Origin of the sequence: Guyparkeria hydrothermalis, assembly GCF_023555385.1 — a bacterium.
GTDB classification, from domain to species: Bacteria; Pseudomonadota; Gammaproteobacteria; order Halothiobacillales; family Halothiobacillaceae; genus Guyparkeria; species Guyparkeria hydrothermalis_A.
The window spans coordinates 1,496,903-1,509,485 of sequence record NZ_JAJSED010000001.1; the positions used below are offsets into that span (position 1 = coordinate 1,496,903).

The following is a 12,583-nucleotide window of genomic DNA, read 5'->3' on the forward strand; positions in this document are numbered from 1 at the left end:
CTCCTTCCGTCAAACGCGACGCTTTTTGGGCGGGCGGCAGCCATTGTGCGGGATCGGGGTGACATCGGTGATGACGCCGACCTTGAACCCAACCGAGTTGAGCGCACGAATGGTCGATTCACGGCCAGGGCCAGGGCCCTTGACCTCGACGTCGACGTTCTTGACCCCGTAGGCCTTCGCCGCTTCGCCCGCACGCTCGGCCGCAACCTGGGCGGCAAACGGCGTGGACTTGCGCGAACCACGGAAGCCGGAGCCCCCGGAGGTCGCCCAGCTGAGCGTATTGCCCTGACGGTCGGTGATCGTCACGATCGTATTATTGAACGACGCATGGATATGCGCGATCGCATCGGTGACGACGCGTTTTACCTTCTTACGGGTACCTTGACTTGCTTTAGCCATTAAGATCCTACTCTCGAAAGAATATTAAGCCTGATTAGCGCTTGACCAGGCGACGCGGACCCTTGCGAGTCCGTGCGTTCGTGCGTGTGCGCTGACCACGCAGCGGCAGACCACGACGATGACGCAGACCACGATAGCAACCAAGGTCCATCAGACGCTTGATGTTCATGGAAACGTCACGGCGCAGGTCGCCTTCAACCACATACTTGCCGACTTCCGCACGCAGAGATTCGACCTCTGCCTCGGACAGGTCGCGCACCTTGCGGTCCGGAGCCACGCCAGTGGCTTCACAGATCTGCTGGGCGCGGGTATGACCGATTCCGTAGATGGAAGTTAGGCCAATGACCACATGTTTTTGAACGGGAATGTTGATCCCTGCAATACGTGCCATCGATTTATCACCCCAAAAAAGAGCGCGAGAGCTTAACGCAATGCGCCGTCAATAGCAAACGGATGTAACGGGCTGCCTGCTTACAGCCCGTTCTTGAAATGAGCCTTCCGAACGAGGCTGTCGTACTGGTGCGAGACCAGGTGCGACTGGACCTGCGACATGAAGTCCATCAGCACAATCACGATGATCAGCAGTGACGTGCCCCCGAAATAGAACGGTACGTTCCAGTACAGGATCAGGAACTCCGGCAGCAGGCAGACCGCGGTGATGTACAGCGCGCCCCAGAACGTCAGCCGAGTGAGCACCTTGTCCACGTAGCGCGCCGTCTGTTCGCCCGGGCGGATACCCGGAACGAACGCGCCGGAGCGCTTCAGGTTGTCGGCGGTCTCGCGAGCGTTGAACACCAGCGCCGTGTAGAAGAAGCAGAAGAAGATGATCGCGGCTGCGTAGAACAACACGTACAGCGGCTGACCCGGCGAGAGCGTGTTCGACAGATCCGCGAGCCAACCCATGCCTTCCTGCTGGCCGAACCAGTTACCGACCGTCGCCGGGAACAGGATGATGCTCGAGGCGAAGATCGGCGGGATCACGCCGGCCATGTTCAGCTTCAGCGGCAGGTGCGACGACTGCTGCCCGGCCATGCCGCGGCCCTGCTGGCGACGCGCGTAGTTCACCGTGATACGACGCTGGCCGCGCTCGACGAAGACCACGAACGCGGTGACCGCGAGGATCAGCACGCCCAGGATCAGCATCGTGAACACGTGCAGCTCACCGGTGCGCACCAGCTCGGCCGTGCCGCCGATCGCGCTCGGTAGGCCTGCGACGATGCCGGCGAAGATGATCAGCGAGATGCCGTTGCCCACACCACGCTCGGTGATCTGCTCACCCAGCCAGACCAGCAGCATGGTGCCACTGACCAGGGTCAGCGTGGCAATGAACAGGAAACCGAGGCCCGGAGCGAAGACCAGCGGCGAACCGCCAACCGACTGCCCCTGCAGGGCGATCGAAACGCCCATTGCCTGAACCAGACCAAGACCCAGGGTCCCGTACCGGGTGTACTGGGTGATCTTGCGTCGGCCGGCCTCGCCTTCCTTCTTCAGCTTCTCGAGCGACGGCACAACGGCCGTCAGTAGCTGGACGATGATCGCCGCGGAGATGTAGGGCATGACACCCAGGGCAAACAGGGACATCCGAGACAGCGCGCCACCCGAGAACATGTTCACCATGCCCAGAATGCCGCCGGAGTTCTGCTCGAACAGCGCCTTCATGACGTCGACGTCGATGCCCGGCAACGGGATGAACGTCCCGATGCGGTACACCACGAGCACCATGATGACGAAGAAAATACGTTGCCGGAGCTCGGTCAGTCGACCGGCCCCGGCAAGTGCGCCTATCCCTGTGTTTGCCTGTGCCACGCTTTACTCCGCTGAACCACCGGCCGCTTCGATCGCCTGACGAGCGCCCTTGGATACCGGAATGCCCTTCACCTTGAGCGCTTTCTCCACGTCACCCTGAAGGATGATCTTGACGCTCTTGACGTCGTTGCGGATCAGGTTCGCAGCCTTGAGCGACTCGAGCGTGACCTCACCGTCGAGACGGTTGAGTTCCGCGGTGCGGATCTCGGCCCGGCTCAGCGACTTGGCCGCCTTGAAGCCCATCTTCGGCAGGCGACGCTGCAGCGGCATCTGACCGCCCTCGAAGCCGGTCTTGTGGAAGCCGCCGGAACGCGACTTCTGGCCCTTGTGACCACGACCGCCGGTCTTGCCGACGCCGGAGCCGATGCCGCGACCCACACGGGTCGCGTCTTTGCGGCTGCCCTCGGCGGGGGAGAGTTTGTTCAAACGCATTACTTAGCTTCCTGTACTTCGAGCATGTAGTGGACGCGATTGATCATGCCCCGGTTTTCCGGGGTATCGGCCACTTCCACCTCTTGATGCATACGACGGATGCCCAGGCCGCGAACGCAGGCCTTGTGGGACTCGAGTCGATTGTTCATCGACCGGACCAGACGCACCCGGATCTTGCCGTTAGCCTTCTGACTCATGCTTCATCCCCCAGGATTTCCTCGACGCGCTTGCCGCGCTTGGCGGCAACCGCTTCCGGCGAATGGATCTGGGAGAGACCGTTGATGGTCGCCCGGATCACGTTCATGTGATTGCGGGTCCCGATGCACTTCGCCAGGACGTTGCGCACGCCCGCGGCCTCGAAGACGGCACGCATGGCACCACCGGCGATGACGCCGGTACCTTCGGAGGCCGGCTTCATGAAGACGCGACCCGCGCCGTGCACGCCCTTGGTCTCGTAGTACAGGGTCCCGTCGCGCAGCGGTACGTCGACCATGCTGTTGCGAGCCCGCTCCATCGCCTTCTGGATGGCGGCCGGCACTTCTTTGGCCTTGCCATACCCGAAGCCGACACGGCCTTCGCCGTCACCCACCACGGTCAGCGCGGTGAACGAGAACTGGCGACCACCTTTGACCACCTTGGACACGCGGTTGATGGTGACCAGCTTCTCGATCAGGCCTTCGTTCGAGACGTCGTTTGCATTACGGCTCATTGCATTACCTCTTTAGAACTTCAGGCCGGCTTCGCGTGCCGCATCGGCAACTGCCTGGACACGCCCGTGGTAAATGAAACCCGAGCGGTCGAACGCCACGGTGTCGATGCCCTTGTCCAGGGCTGCCTTGGCGATGGCCTCGCCAACCTTCTTGGCGGCGGCCACGTTGCCACCGTACTCGCCGTCGGCCAGCACGCCCTTGCCCAGAGTCGACGCGGTCGCGACGACCGTGCCTTCCGGTGCGAAGAGCTGCGCGTAAGTATGGTTGCTGCTCCGGTGCACGCTCAGGCGATGCACGCCGAGCGACTTGATCTTGGCCCGGGCGCGACGTGCGCGGCGGAGCCGCTGTTTGGTACTTTCGTTCATCGCGTCACCCTCGATTATTTCTTCTTGGCTTCCTTACGCAGGATGCGCTCATCCGCGTACTTAACGCCCTTGCCCTTGTAAGGCTCCGGCGGACGCATGGCCCGCACGTTGGAAGCCACCTGGCCGACCTTCTGCTTGTCCGCGCCCTTGATGATGATCTCGGTCGCCGACGGAGTTTCCGCCGAAACGCCTTCCGGGAGCGGGAAGTCGATCGGATGCGAGTAACCCAGCTGCAGGTTCAGGGTCTGGCCCTGCACCTGAGCGCGGTAACCCACGCCGACCAGTTGAAGCTTGATCTCGAAACCGTTGGCAACACCGTCGACGCTGCCCTGCGCCAGAGAGCGCATGGTGCCAGCCATCGGAATGTCGGCATCGCTGTTCGGCGTAAACTGAATCTGGTTGTCCTCGAAGGTCACACCGACCGTCGGGTGAACGTTGAGGCTCAGCTCGCCGTTCTTGCCCTTGAAGGACAGAACCTGGTCATCAAGCTTAACCTCGACACCCGAGGGGACCGCGACCGGCTTTCGTGCTACTCGACTCATAAATCCCCCAACCGGTTACGATACAAAGCAGACGACTTCGCCACCGATGTTGCGGCGACGTGCTTCACGGTCCGGCATCACACCCTCAGAGGTGGAAACCACGGCTACGCCCAGGCCACCCAGGACCTGCGGCAGGTTCTCGGCGCCGAAGAACTTGCGCGAACCCGGACGGGAAACGCGGTTGATCTTCTCGATAACCGGCTTGCCTTCGAAGTAGCGCAGACCGAGGACCAGCGTCGGCTTCTTGTCGCCTTCGACGCGGACGTCGGCGATGTAGCCTTCGTCCACCAGCGTCTGGGCAACAGCCTTCTTGAACTTGGAGGCCGGCATACGGACTTCCGTCTTGCGTGCGGCCTGGCCATTGCGGATGCGCGTCAGCATATCCGCGATCGGATCATTCATACTCATCGCGCTATCTCCTTACCAGCTGGACTTGCGCAGGCCCGGGATTTCCCCGGCCATTGCCAGTTGACGGAGCTTGTTACGCCCCATGCCAAACTTCCGGTAGACGCCCTTCGGACGGCCGGTCAGCGCACAACGGCGCACTTGGCGGGTGTAAGAAGAATCGCGCGGCAGCTTCTGCAGCTCGGCGGAGGCCGCCATCTTCTCGTCGAAATCCACCTCGGGATCCGCGACGATTGCGCGCAGCTTGGCGCGCTTGTCGGCGTACTGGCGAGCCAGCTTCTGGCGCTTGGCCTCGCGAGCGATCATGCTTTTCTTAGCCATAGTCTCGTTTCGTCTCTGTTAACGACGGAAGGGGAAACCGAAGCCGTCGAGCAGTGCCCGGGCCTGGTCGTTGTCCTTCGCAGTCGTTGTGATCGTGATATCCATACCCCGGACCTGATCGACCTTGTCGAAGTCGATTTCCGGGAAGATGATCTGTTCACGAACCCCGAGGCTGTAATTGCCACGACCATCGAACGACTTCGGGCTCAGGCCACGGAAGTCGCGGATGCGGGGACTCGCCACATGGATCAACCGATCGAGGAATTCGTACATCGTACGTCCCCTGAGGGTGACCTTGACACCCAGCGGCATGCCTTCACGGAGCTTGAAGCCCGCGATCGACTTGCGCGCATACGTCACCACCGGCTGCTGACCGGTGATCAGACCCATTTCTTCCACTGCGTTATCGATTACTTTCTTGTCACGAGCGGAATCACCCAGGCCCATGTTCAACGTAATCTTGGTCAGCTTCGGAACGGCCATTACGTTGTCGATGCCCAGCTTCTTACCGAGCTCGGCACGCAACGTGTTGGAGTAGTATTCCTGAAGTCGAGCCATTTCTCTGATTCCTATTAAGCGTCAACGACTTCGCCGTTGGATTTGAAGTAACGAACCTTCCGACCGTCTTCAAGCGTCTTGAAGCCGACCCGGTCGCCTTTTTCGGAGGCCGGATTAAACAGCATCACGTTGGAGATATCAACGGGCTTCTCCATTTCAATGATGCCGCCGGTGCGGCCGATCATCGGGTTGGGCTTCTGGTGCTTCTTCACCATGTTGACCCCTTCGACGACCACCCGCGCGCCGTTCTCGACGACCCGGAGCACGGTGCCGCGACGACCCTTGTCTTTGCCGGCAACGACGACCACGTCGTCGCCCTGACGAATCTTGCGCATCTCGAACCCCTCTTAAATAACTTCCGGCGCCAGCGAGACGATCTTCATGAACTTCTCGCCACGCAGCTCACGGGTGACCGGGCCGAAAATACGGGTACCGATCGGCTGGAGCTGGGCGTTCAGCAGGACCGCCGCGTTACCGTCGAAACGGATCAGCGAGCCGTCCGGACGACGAACACCCTTTGCGGTACGTACGACGACCGCGTTGTAGACCTCGCCCTTCTTGACGCGACCGCGCGGGATCGCGTCCTTGACGGACACCTTGATTACGTCGCCGATCTCGGCGTAACGGCGGTGCGAGCCACCCAGCACCTTGATGCACTGGACCTTGCGCGCGCCGCTGTTATCTGCCGAATTCAGCACTGTTTGCATCTGGATCATGACGAAACTCCTTACTCAGCAGAGCGTTCGACAACGCGGACCAGGGTCCAGCTCTTGTTCTTGGAGATCGGCTTGGTCTCGCGGATCTCGACACGGTCACCCTGACGGCAGGTGTTTTCCTCGTCATGCACGCGGAACTTGGTCGTCCGGGTCATGTACTTGCCGTACAGCGGGTGCTGAACTCGACGCTCGACCGCCACCGTGATGGACTTGTCGCCCTTGTTACTGGTTACGACCCCTTCACGGGTGCGTACGTTCTTTTCTTCGGATACCGTCGTCATCTCAGGCACGCTCCTTTTCCGCAATCACGGTCTTGATACGAGCAGCGTTGCGCCGCGCCTCGCGAACCAGGTGAGTCTTCACTTCCTGGCCCGTGGCGTGCTGCATGCGCAGGTTGAATTGCTCGCGCTTGACGGCCACCAGCTCTTCGCGCAGCTCGTCGACGGATTTTTCACGCAATTCTGTTGCAGTCATCACATCACCAACCGTGTTACGAACGTGGTCTTCACGGGCAGCTTGGCGGAGGCACGCTCGAAAGCTTCACGTGCAACGTCCTCGCTGACCCCCTCGATTTCGTACAGCATCTTGCCCGGCTGCACCTTGGCAACCCAGTGCTCGACGCTGCCCTTACCCTTACCCATACGGACTTCCAGGGGCTTCTGGGTAATCGGGGTGTCCGGGAAGATCCGGATCCAGATCTTACCGCCCCGCTTCACGTGACGAGAGATGGCGCGACGACCAGCCTCGATCTGACGGGAAGTAATATTTCCGCGCTCAAGCGTCTTCAGGCCGAACTCGCCAAAGCTAACCTTGTTGCCGTTGTTGGCAACGCCGCGGTTCTTGCCCTTGAACTGCTTGCGGAATTTTGTGCGTTTTGGCAGCAGCATTTTTCAAAGCTCCACTTCAATTCGTTGATCAGGCGGCCGACTTGCCGTCGTCGCTGCCCGGCACACCGAACACCTCGCCTTTGAAAATCCAGACCTTGACACCAATGATGCCGTAGGTGGTCTGGGCCTCTGCCATGCCGTAGTCGATGTCCGCACGCAGGGTGTGCAGCGGCACGCGGCCTTCGCGGTACCACTCGGTACGCGCGATCTCGGCGCCACCCAGGCGACCGGCCACGTTGACCTTCACGCCACCGGCGCCGAGGCGCATGGTGGTTTGCACGGCGCGCTTCATGGCGCGACGGAACATCACGCGGCGCTCGAGCTGCTGAGCGATCGATTCGGCGACCAGCTGCGCGTCGAGCTCCGGCTTGCGGATCTCTTCGACGGAGACCTTCACCGCGCTGCGCTCCAGGCCCAGCATCGGGGCGATCTCGGTGCGCAGGCGCTCGATGTCCTCACCCTTGCGGCCGATGACGATGCCCGGACGCGCGGTGTGGATGGTGACCGCGGCCGAACGGGCCGGGCGCTCGATCTGCACACGCGAGACGGACGCATCCTTCAGACGCTGACGGATGTACTTGCGCGTACGCACGTCCTGCTCGAGGTGTTCGGAAAAACTCTTGTTATCGGCGTACCAGCGAGAGCTCCAGTCGGAGGAGATCCCAAGCCGGAAGCCTACCGGATGTACTTTGTGACCCATGACTGCTCCTTAGCGCTCGCTGACGACGACTTTGATGTGGCTGGTCCGCTTGAGGATCCGCACACCGCGGCCTTTCGCCCGCGCACGGAATCGCTTCAGAGTCGGGCCTTCGTCGACCATGATCTCGGAGATGCACAGACGATCGACGTCCGCGCCCTCGTTGTTCTCCGCGTTGGCGATCGCCGACTCGACGACCTTGCGGATGATCGCGGCACCCTTCTTGGTCGAGAACTGGAGATCTTCCAGGGCCGAGGCGACGTTCGCGCCACGCACCTGGTCGGCTACCAGACGAGCCTTCTGCGGGGAGATCCGGGCAAACCGGTGTAGTGCTTGTGCTTGCATCACGGAACCTCCTTAACGCTTGGCTTTCTTATCGGCGGCATGACCACGGTAAGTGCGCGTGGGTGCGTACTCGCCGAGTTTCTGGCCAACCATGTTCTCGTTGATCAGCACCGGAACGTGCTGACGACCGTTGTGCACCGCGATGGTCAACCCGATCATGTCGGGAAGGATCATCGAGCGGCGCGACCAGGTCTTTATGGGCCGGCGGCTGTTGGCGGCCGCGGCCTCTTCCACTTTCTGCATCAGGTGATGGTCCACGAAAGGACCTTTCTTGAGTGAACGTGGCACCTTGAAGCCCTCTTGATTGCGTTATTTCTTGTTACGACGGCGAACGATGTACTTGTCAGTACGCTTGTTCGTACGCGTCTTGTAACCCTTGGTCGGCACGCCCCACGGGGTGACCGGGTGACGACCACCGGAGGTGCGACCCTCACCACCACCGTGCGGGTGGTCGACCGGGTTCATCACCACACCGCGAACGGTCGGACGAACGCCGCGCCAGCGCTTCGCGCCCGCCTTGCCGAGCTGACGCAGGCTGTGCTCCTGGTTGGAGACCTCGCCTACGGTCGCGCGGCACTCGGTCAGCACCTTGCGCATCTCGCCCGAACGCAGGCGGATGGTGGCGTAGGAGCCTTCACGAGCGACCAGCTGAGCGGCACCGCCGGCACTACGCGCCAGCTGAGCGCCCTTGCCCGGCTTGAGCTCGATCGCGTGGATGGTGGTACCAACCGGGATCGAGTACAGCGGCAGGGCGTTGCCCGGCTTGATCGGCGCCTCGACACCGGACACCACGGTTTGACCCGCCTTCACGCCGCGCGGAGCGACGATGTAGCGGCGCTCACCGTCGGCGTACTTCAGCAGCGCAATGTGCGCCGAGCGGTTCGGGTCGTGCTCGATCCGCTCAACCTGGGCGGTGATGCCGTCCTTGTTGCGCTTGAAGTCGATCTTCCGGTAGTGGTGCTTGTGACCACCGCCAATGTGACGGGTGGTGATGCGACCGGCGTTGTTACGGCCGCCCGAACCATGCTTCTTCTCGAGCAGCGGCGCATAGGCCTTGCCCTTGTAGAGACCGGAACGATCGGTCTCGACGACGCCACGGCGACCCGGAGAAGTCGGTTTTGCAACTTTGATAGCCATTAGTTGATTCCCCTTCGTTTAGCCGGCCGCGCCGAAGTCGATGGTCTGCCCTTCGGCTAGCGTGACGTACGCCTTCTTGGTGTCAGCACGACGACCCGCCATGCCACGGAAGCGACGCACCTTGCCGCGCTGGTTCGCAACCTGGACGGCCTTGACGCTCACCTCGAAGACCTGCTCGACGGCGGCCTTGATCTCCGGCTTGGAAGCCGTGGTGGCGACCTGGAACACGTACTGATTGAACTCGCCGGCGCGGGCGGTCTTCTCGGTGACCACCGGGGCGCGCAGCACGTCGTAAAGCTTTTCCGAATTCATGACAGCCACTCCTCAACCATCTTCAGGGCGCCCTGGGTGATGACCACGTGATCCGCGTCCACCAGGCTGACCGGCTCGAGGGTACCGGCGGTGCGGTAACCCAGCTCGACCACGTTGCGCGAACCCAGCAGCAGCGCCTCGTCCATCGCCTCGGTGACGATCAGGCGCTTGCCCTTGTCCAGACCGAGGTCATTGAGCGCCTTCACGACCTGCTTGGTCTTCGGCGCGTCGACGGTGAGCGACTCGACCACGACCAGACGGTCCTGACGCAGCAGCTCGGAAAAGATCGAACGCATCGCGGCGCGGTAGGCCTTGCGGTTCATCTTCTGCGAGAAGTCGCGCGGACGAGCGGCGAAGGTGACACCACCGGTGCGCCAGATCGGCCCACGAGTGGTACCGGCGCGAGCGCGGCCGGTGCCTTTCTGGCGCCACGGCTTGGTGTTGCCACCGGAAACCTCGGCACGGCTCAGCTGCTTCTTGGAGCCGGCACGGCCGCCGGCGAGGTAAGCAACCACGGCCTGATGCACCAGCGCTTCGTTGTATTCCCGGCCGAAGACCTGATCGGAGACGTTCAGCGCGGAACCATTCTTTACTTGGATATCCATACCTGCCGACCTCACGCTTTGATCTTGACCGAGGGACGAACGAGCACGTCGCCACCGGTGGCGCCCGGAACGGCACCCTTCACCAGCAGCAGACCCTTCTCGGCATCCACGCGGACCACTTTCAGGTTCATCGCGGAGACACGCTCGTCACCCATGTGACCGGCCATCTTCTTGCCCTTGAACACGCGACCCGGGGTCTGGTTCTGACCGATGGAACCCGGCACACGGTGCGAGAGCGAGTTACCGTGAGTGGCATCCTGGGTACGGAAGTTGTGACGCTTAACGGTACCGGCAAAGCCTTTACCCTTGCTGGTGCCCGTCACATCAACCGAAGGCACGTCGGCGAAGATCTCGACAGTGATCTCGCTGCCCGACTCGTAGTTCGCCAGCACGTCCTCGTCGACACGGAACTCGCGAACAGCGCGACCGGCGGCAACCTCGGCCTTGGCAAAATGCCCGGCCATCGGCTTGGTCACGCGATTGGGACGGCGCTCGCCCACGGTCACCTGGAGGGCGGTGTAACCGTCGACATCCTGAACCTTCTTCTGAGTCACACGGTTCGGCTCGACCTCGATGACGGTCACCGGCGTGGATACGCCGGAGTCGTCAAATACTCGGGTCATGCCGACCTTGCGACCGACAACACCTAAAGCCATTGTTGTTTCCTCTTATGTACTTCGGCGCCGATTTCGATTGACCGGATCGCCGGAAAAAACCAGCCCGACGCGCGTTTAGCACGCATCGGGCTGAACAAGAGCGCGGCACTATAACAGAAAACGCGCCGAGCCAAAAGCGTTTTGGCCGGCGCGTTCAGGCTGCTAGGAAGCGGATCAGTTCAGACGAATCTGGACGTCCACGCCAGCGGCCAGGTCAAGCTGCATCAACAGGTCAACCGTCTTGTCGGTCGGGTCGACGATGTCGAGTACGCGCTTGTGGGTGCGGATCTCGTACTGGTCACGCGCGTCCTTGTTGACGTGCGGGGAGGTCAGCACGGTGTACCGCTCCTTGCGGGTCGGCAGCGGGATCGGGCCTTTGATCCGCGCGCCACTGCGGCGCGCGGTCTCGACGATCTCCGCGGTAGAACGGTCGATCAGGCGGTGATCGAAGCTCTTCAGCCGGATGCGAATCGTTTGTCCTGCCATATCTGATTACTCGATGATCTTGGAAACGACGCCAGCGCCGACGGTGCGACCGCCTTCACGGACGGCAAAGCGCAGGCCTTCTTCCATCGCGATCGGTGCGATCAGCGTGACGGTCATCGCCACGTTGTCGCCCGGCATGACCATCTCGGTGCCTTCCGGCAGCTCGCAAGCGCCAGTCACGTCGGTGGTACGGAAGTAGAACTGCGGACGGTAGCCGTTGAAGAACGGGGTGTGACGACCACCCTCTTCCTTCGACAGGACGTAGACCTCGGCCTCGAACTGAGTGTGCGGCTTGATGGTGCCCGGCTTACACAGGACCTGGCCACGCTCGACTTCGTCGCGCTTGGTGCCACGCAGCAGTACGCCGATGTTGTCGCCAGCCTGACCTTCGTCGAGCAGCTTGCGGAACATCTCGACACCGGTAACGGTGGTCTTCTGGGTGTCCTTCAGACCAACGATCTCGATCTCTTCGCCCGTCTTGACGATGCCGCGCTCGACACGACCGGTAACGACAGTGCCGCGACCAGAGATGGAGAACACGTCCTCGACCGGCATGATGAAGTCGCCGTCGATGGCACGCTCCGGCTCCGGAATGTAGTCGTCCATCGCCTCGACCAGCTTGATGATCGCCTGGGAGCCGATTTCGGAGGTGTCGCCTTCCAGTGCCTTCAGGGCGGAACCGGTAACGATCGGGGTGTCGTCGCCCGGGAAGTCGTACTGGCTCAGCAGGTCACGAACTTCCATCTCGACCAGCTCGAGCAGCTCCGGATCGTCGACCATGTCTGCCTTGTTCAGGAAGACGACGATGAACGGAACGCCAACCTGACGCGAGAGCAGGATGTGCTCACGGGTCTGCGGCATCGGGCCGTCAGCGGCGGAAACCACCAGGATCGCGCCGTCCATCTGGGCGGCACCGGTGATCATGTTCTTGACGTAGTCGGCGTGACCCGGGCAGTCGACGTGGGCGTAGTGACGCTTCTCCGACTCGTACTCGACGTGCGAGGTGGAGATCGTGATGCCACGCGCCTTCTCTTCCGGCGCCTTGTCGATCTGGTCGAAGGCCATGCCCTGACCGCCGGATGCCTGCGACATCACGTGCGTGATCGCCGCGGTCAGCGTGGTCTTGCCGTGGTCAACGTGACCGATCGTGCCGACGTTTACGTGCGGCTTGGAACGTTCAAACTTTTCTTTGGACATGTCTTAC

Annotated in this window: 25 protein-coding genes; all 25 read right to left on the reverse strand. The window is 61.8% G+C overall.

Translation table 11 applies throughout. The annotated features are described in order from the left end of the window. Positions 1-9: 9 nt before the first annotated feature. The 25 genes from rpsK to tuf all read right to left on the reverse strand — a co-directional run bounded on the left by rpsK (position 10) and on the right by tuf (position 12,576). Complete coding sequence (rpsK, locus tag LV476_RS06900; protein WP_250074715.1) at positions 10-399, reverse strand: 30S ribosomal protein S11; 390 nt, start codon at positions 397-399, stop codon at positions 10-12. A 34-nt stretch (positions 400-433) separates the two neighbouring features. Next, positions 434-790 carry a 30S ribosomal protein S13 gene (gene rpsM, locus LV476_RS06905; RefSeq protein WP_058574698.1) on the reverse strand — a complete coding sequence of 119 codons (357 nt, stop codon included), beginning with the start codon at positions 788-790 and terminating at the stop codon, positions 434-436. Between the two features lie 80 nt (positions 791-870). Next, positions 871-2,205: a preprotein translocase subunit SecY gene (secY, locus tag LV476_RS06910; RefSeq protein WP_250074717.1), complete on the reverse strand. Its 1,335-nt coding sequence runs from the start codon at positions 2,203-2,205 to the stop codon at positions 871-873. 3 nt (positions 2,206-2,208) lie between these two features. Continuing rightward, positions 2,209-2,637, reverse strand: a complete 429-nt coding sequence (gene rplO / locus LV476_RS06915; RefSeq protein ID WP_250074719.1) for a 50S ribosomal protein L15 — start codon at positions 2,635-2,637, stop codon at positions 2,209-2,211. Next, positions 2,637-2,834, reverse strand: a complete 198-nt coding sequence (gene rpmD, locus LV476_RS06920; protein WP_250074722.1) for a 50S ribosomal protein L30 — start codon at positions 2,832-2,834, stop codon at positions 2,637-2,639. Before rpmD ends, rplO begins: the two co-directional genes overlap by 1 nt. Beyond that, on the reverse strand, positions 2,831-3,346 hold the full coding sequence (gene rpsE, locus LV476_RS06925; protein WP_250074724.1) for a 30S ribosomal protein S5: 516 nt from the start codon (positions 3,344-3,346) through the stop codon (positions 2,831-2,833). The genes rpmD and rpsE overlap by 4 nt, the downstream gene beginning before the upstream one ends. 12 nt (positions 3,347-3,358) lie before the next feature. Next, a complete protein-coding gene (rplR, locus tag LV476_RS06930) occupies positions 3,359-3,712 on the reverse strand; it encodes a 50S ribosomal protein L18 (RefSeq protein ID WP_250074726.1) in 354 nt (117 codons plus the stop codon). Positions 3,713-3,726: 14 nt separating this feature from the next. Beyond that, complete coding sequence (rplF, locus tag LV476_RS06935) at positions 3,727-4,254, reverse strand: 50S ribosomal protein L6 (RefSeq protein WP_250074727.1); 528 nt, start codon at positions 4,252-4,254, stop codon at positions 3,727-3,729. A 15-nt stretch (positions 4,255-4,269) separates the two neighbouring features. Then, complete coding sequence (gene rpsH / locus LV476_RS06940) at positions 4,270-4,662, reverse strand: 30S ribosomal protein S8 (protein ID WP_250074729.1); 393 nt, start codon at positions 4,660-4,662, stop codon at positions 4,270-4,272. Positions 4,663-4,674: 12 nt separating this feature from the next. Continuing rightward, on the reverse strand, positions 4,675-4,980 hold the full coding sequence (gene rpsN, locus LV476_RS06945) for a 30S ribosomal protein S14 (protein WP_250074731.1): 306 nt from the start codon (positions 4,978-4,980) through the stop codon (positions 4,675-4,677). Between the two features lie 18 nt (positions 4,981-4,998). After that, the gene (gene rplE, locus LV476_RS06950) at positions 4,999-5,538 is read right to left on the reverse strand and encodes a 50S ribosomal protein L5 (RefSeq protein ID WP_250074733.1); all 540 of its coding nucleotides are present in this window, start codon (positions 5,536-5,538) and stop codon (positions 4,999-5,001) included. A 14-nt stretch (positions 5,539-5,552) separates the two neighbouring features. Further along, positions 5,553-5,873, reverse strand: coding sequence for a 50S ribosomal protein L24 (gene rplX / locus LV476_RS06955; protein WP_250074735.1), 321 nt, complete (start codon positions 5,871-5,873; stop codon positions 5,553-5,555). Between the two features lie 12 nt (positions 5,874-5,885). Further along, complete coding sequence (gene rplN, locus LV476_RS06960) at positions 5,886-6,254, reverse strand: 50S ribosomal protein L14 (RefSeq protein WP_058574709.1); 369 nt, start codon at positions 6,252-6,254, stop codon at positions 5,886-5,888. A gap of 11 nt (positions 6,255-6,265) precedes the next feature. After that, complete coding sequence (rpsQ, locus tag LV476_RS06965) at positions 6,266-6,535, reverse strand: 30S ribosomal protein S17 (protein ID WP_250074737.1); 270 nt, start codon at positions 6,533-6,535, stop codon at positions 6,266-6,268. Between the two features lies 1 nt (position 6,536). Continuing rightward, entirely contained in the window at positions 6,537-6,728 is a 192-nt protein-coding gene (gene rpmC / locus LV476_RS06970) for a 50S ribosomal protein L29 (protein WP_058574711.1), read from the reverse strand. Continuing rightward, positions 6,728-7,141, reverse strand: a complete 414-nt coding sequence (gene rplP / locus LV476_RS06975) for a 50S ribosomal protein L16 (RefSeq protein WP_125199279.1) — start codon at positions 7,139-7,141, stop codon at positions 6,728-6,730. Before rplP ends, rpmC begins: the two co-directional genes overlap by 1 nt. Before the next feature lie 28 nt (positions 7,142-7,169). Continuing rightward, complete coding sequence (rpsC, locus tag LV476_RS06980) at positions 7,170-7,841, reverse strand: 30S ribosomal protein S3 (RefSeq protein WP_136867486.1); 672 nt, start codon at positions 7,839-7,841, stop codon at positions 7,170-7,172. A gap of 9 nt (positions 7,842-7,850) precedes the next feature. Further along, on the reverse strand, positions 7,851-8,183 hold the full coding sequence (rplV, locus tag LV476_RS06985; RefSeq protein WP_250074739.1) for a 50S ribosomal protein L22: 333 nt from the start codon (positions 8,181-8,183) through the stop codon (positions 7,851-7,853). Between the two features lie 12 nt (positions 8,184-8,195). Next, on the reverse strand, positions 8,196-8,471 hold the full coding sequence (gene rpsS / locus LV476_RS06990; RefSeq protein ID WP_058574715.1) for a 30S ribosomal protein S19: 276 nt from the start codon (positions 8,469-8,471) through the stop codon (positions 8,196-8,198). A 21-nt stretch (positions 8,472-8,492) separates the two neighbouring features. After that, complete coding sequence (gene rplB, locus LV476_RS06995) at positions 8,493-9,320, reverse strand: 50S ribosomal protein L2 (RefSeq protein WP_250074740.1); 828 nt, start codon at positions 9,318-9,320, stop codon at positions 8,493-8,495. Positions 9,321-9,338: 18 nt separating this feature from the next. Next, a complete protein-coding gene (locus tag LV476_RS07000) occupies positions 9,339-9,632 on the reverse strand; it encodes a 50S ribosomal protein L23 (RefSeq protein ID WP_250074742.1) in 294 nt (97 codons plus the stop codon). Beyond that, positions 9,629-10,237 carry a 50S ribosomal protein L4 gene (gene rplD / locus LV476_RS07005; RefSeq protein WP_250074745.1) on the reverse strand — a complete coding sequence of 203 codons (609 nt, stop codon included), beginning with the start codon at positions 10,235-10,237 and terminating at the stop codon, positions 9,629-9,631. Before rplD ends, LV476_RS07000 begins: the two co-directional genes overlap by 4 nt. A gap of 11 nt (positions 10,238-10,248) precedes the next feature. Beyond that, complete coding sequence (rplC, locus tag LV476_RS07010; protein WP_250074746.1) at positions 10,249-10,893, reverse strand: 50S ribosomal protein L3; 645 nt, start codon at positions 10,891-10,893, stop codon at positions 10,249-10,251. 174 nt (positions 10,894-11,067) lie between these two features. Next, entirely contained in the window at positions 11,068-11,379 is a 312-nt protein-coding gene (gene rpsJ, locus LV476_RS07015; protein WP_058574720.1) for a 30S ribosomal protein S10, read from the reverse strand. A 6-nt stretch (positions 11,380-11,385) separates the two neighbouring features. After that, the gene (gene tuf, locus LV476_RS07020) at positions 11,386-12,576 is read right to left on the reverse strand and encodes an elongation factor Tu (protein WP_250074748.1); all 1,191 of its coding nucleotides are present in this window, start codon (positions 12,574-12,576) and stop codon (positions 11,386-11,388) included. Positions 12,577-12,583: the final 7 nt, after the last annotated feature.

Excerpts from the sequence above, each read along its gene's own strand:
- rplN (WP_058574709.1), bottom strand. The coding sequence starts at position 6,254 with ATGATCCAGATGCAAACAGTGCTGAATTCGGCAGATAACAGCGGCGCG.
- rplD (WP_250074745.1), bottom strand. The coding sequence starts at position 10,237 with ATGGATATCCAAGTAAAGAATGGTTCCGCGCTGAACGTCTCCGATCAG.
- rpsK (WP_250074715.1), bottom strand. The coding sequence starts at position 399 with ATGGCTAAAGCAAGTCAAGGTACCCGTAAGAAGGTAAAACGCGTCGTC.
- rpsQ (WP_250074737.1), bottom strand. The coding sequence starts at position 6,535 with ATGACGACGGTATCCGAAGAAAAGAACGTACGCACCCGTGAAGGGGTC.
- rplF (WP_250074727.1), bottom strand. The coding sequence starts at position 4,254 with ATGAGTCGAGTAGCACGAAAGCCGGTCGCGGTCCCCTCGGGTGTCGAG.
- rpsH (WP_250074729.1), bottom strand. The coding sequence starts at position 4,662 with ATGAGTATGAATGATCCGATCGCGGATATGCTGACGCGCATCCGCAAT.
- rplX (WP_250074735.1), bottom strand. The coding sequence starts at position 5,873 with ATGCGCAAGATTCGTCAGGGCGACGACGTGGTCGTCGTTGCCGGCAAA.
- LV476_RS07000 (WP_250074742.1), bottom strand. The coding sequence starts at position 9,632 with ATGAATTCGGAAAAGCTTTACGACGTGCTGCGCGCCCCGGTGGTCACC.
- rpsJ (WP_058574720.1), bottom strand. The coding sequence starts at position 11,379 with ATGGCAGGACAAACGATTCGCATCCGGCTGAAGAGCTTCGATCACCGC.
- tuf (WP_250074748.1), bottom strand. The coding sequence starts at position 12,576 with ATGTCCAAAGAAAAGTTTGAACGTTCCAAGCCGCACGTAAACGTCGGC.
- rpsN (WP_250074731.1), bottom strand. The coding sequence starts at position 4,980 with ATGGCTAAGAAAAGCATGATCGCTCGCGAGGCCAAGCGCCAGAAGCTG.
- rplP (WP_125199279.1), bottom strand. The coding sequence starts at position 7,141 with ATGCTGCTGCCAAAACGCACAAAATTCCGCAAGCAGTTCAAGGGCAAG.
- rpmD (WP_250074722.1), bottom strand. The coding sequence starts at position 2,834 with ATGAGTCAGAAGGCTAACGGCAAGATCCGGGTGCGTCTGGTCCGGTCG.
- rplB (WP_250074740.1), bottom strand. The coding sequence starts at position 9,320 with ATGGCTATCAAAGTTGCAAAACCGACTTCTCCGGGTCGCCGTGGCGTC.
- rpsC (WP_136867486.1), bottom strand. The coding sequence starts at position 7,841 with ATGGGTCACAAAGTACATCCGGTAGGCTTCCGGCTTGGGATCTCCTCC.
- rplE (WP_250074733.1), bottom strand. The coding sequence starts at position 5,538 with ATGGCTCGACTTCAGGAATACTACTCCAACACGTTGCGTGCCGAGCTC.
- rplV (WP_250074739.1), bottom strand. The coding sequence starts at position 8,183 with ATGCAAGCACAAGCACTACACCGGTTTGCCCGGATCTCCCCGCAGAAG.
- rpmC (WP_058574711.1), bottom strand. The coding sequence starts at position 6,728 with ATGACTGCAACAGAATTGCGTGAAAAATCCGTCGACGAGCTGCGCGAA.
- rplO (WP_250074719.1), bottom strand. The coding sequence starts at position 2,637 with ATGCGTTTGAACAAACTCTCCCCCGCCGAGGGCAGCCGCAAAGACGCG.
- rplR (WP_250074726.1), bottom strand. The coding sequence starts at position 3,712 with ATGAACGAAAGTACCAAACAGCGGCTCCGCCGCGCACGTCGCGCCCGG.
- rpsM (WP_058574698.1), bottom strand. The coding sequence starts at position 790 with ATGGCACGTATTGCAGGGATCAACATTCCCGTTCAAAAACATGTGGTC.
- rpsE (WP_250074724.1), bottom strand. The coding sequence starts at position 3,346 with ATGAGCCGTAATGCAAACGACGTCTCGAACGAAGGCCTGATCGAGAAG.
- rplC (WP_250074746.1), bottom strand. The coding sequence starts at position 10,893 with ATGGCTTTAGGTGTTGTCGGTCGCAAGGTCGGCATGACCCGAGTATTT.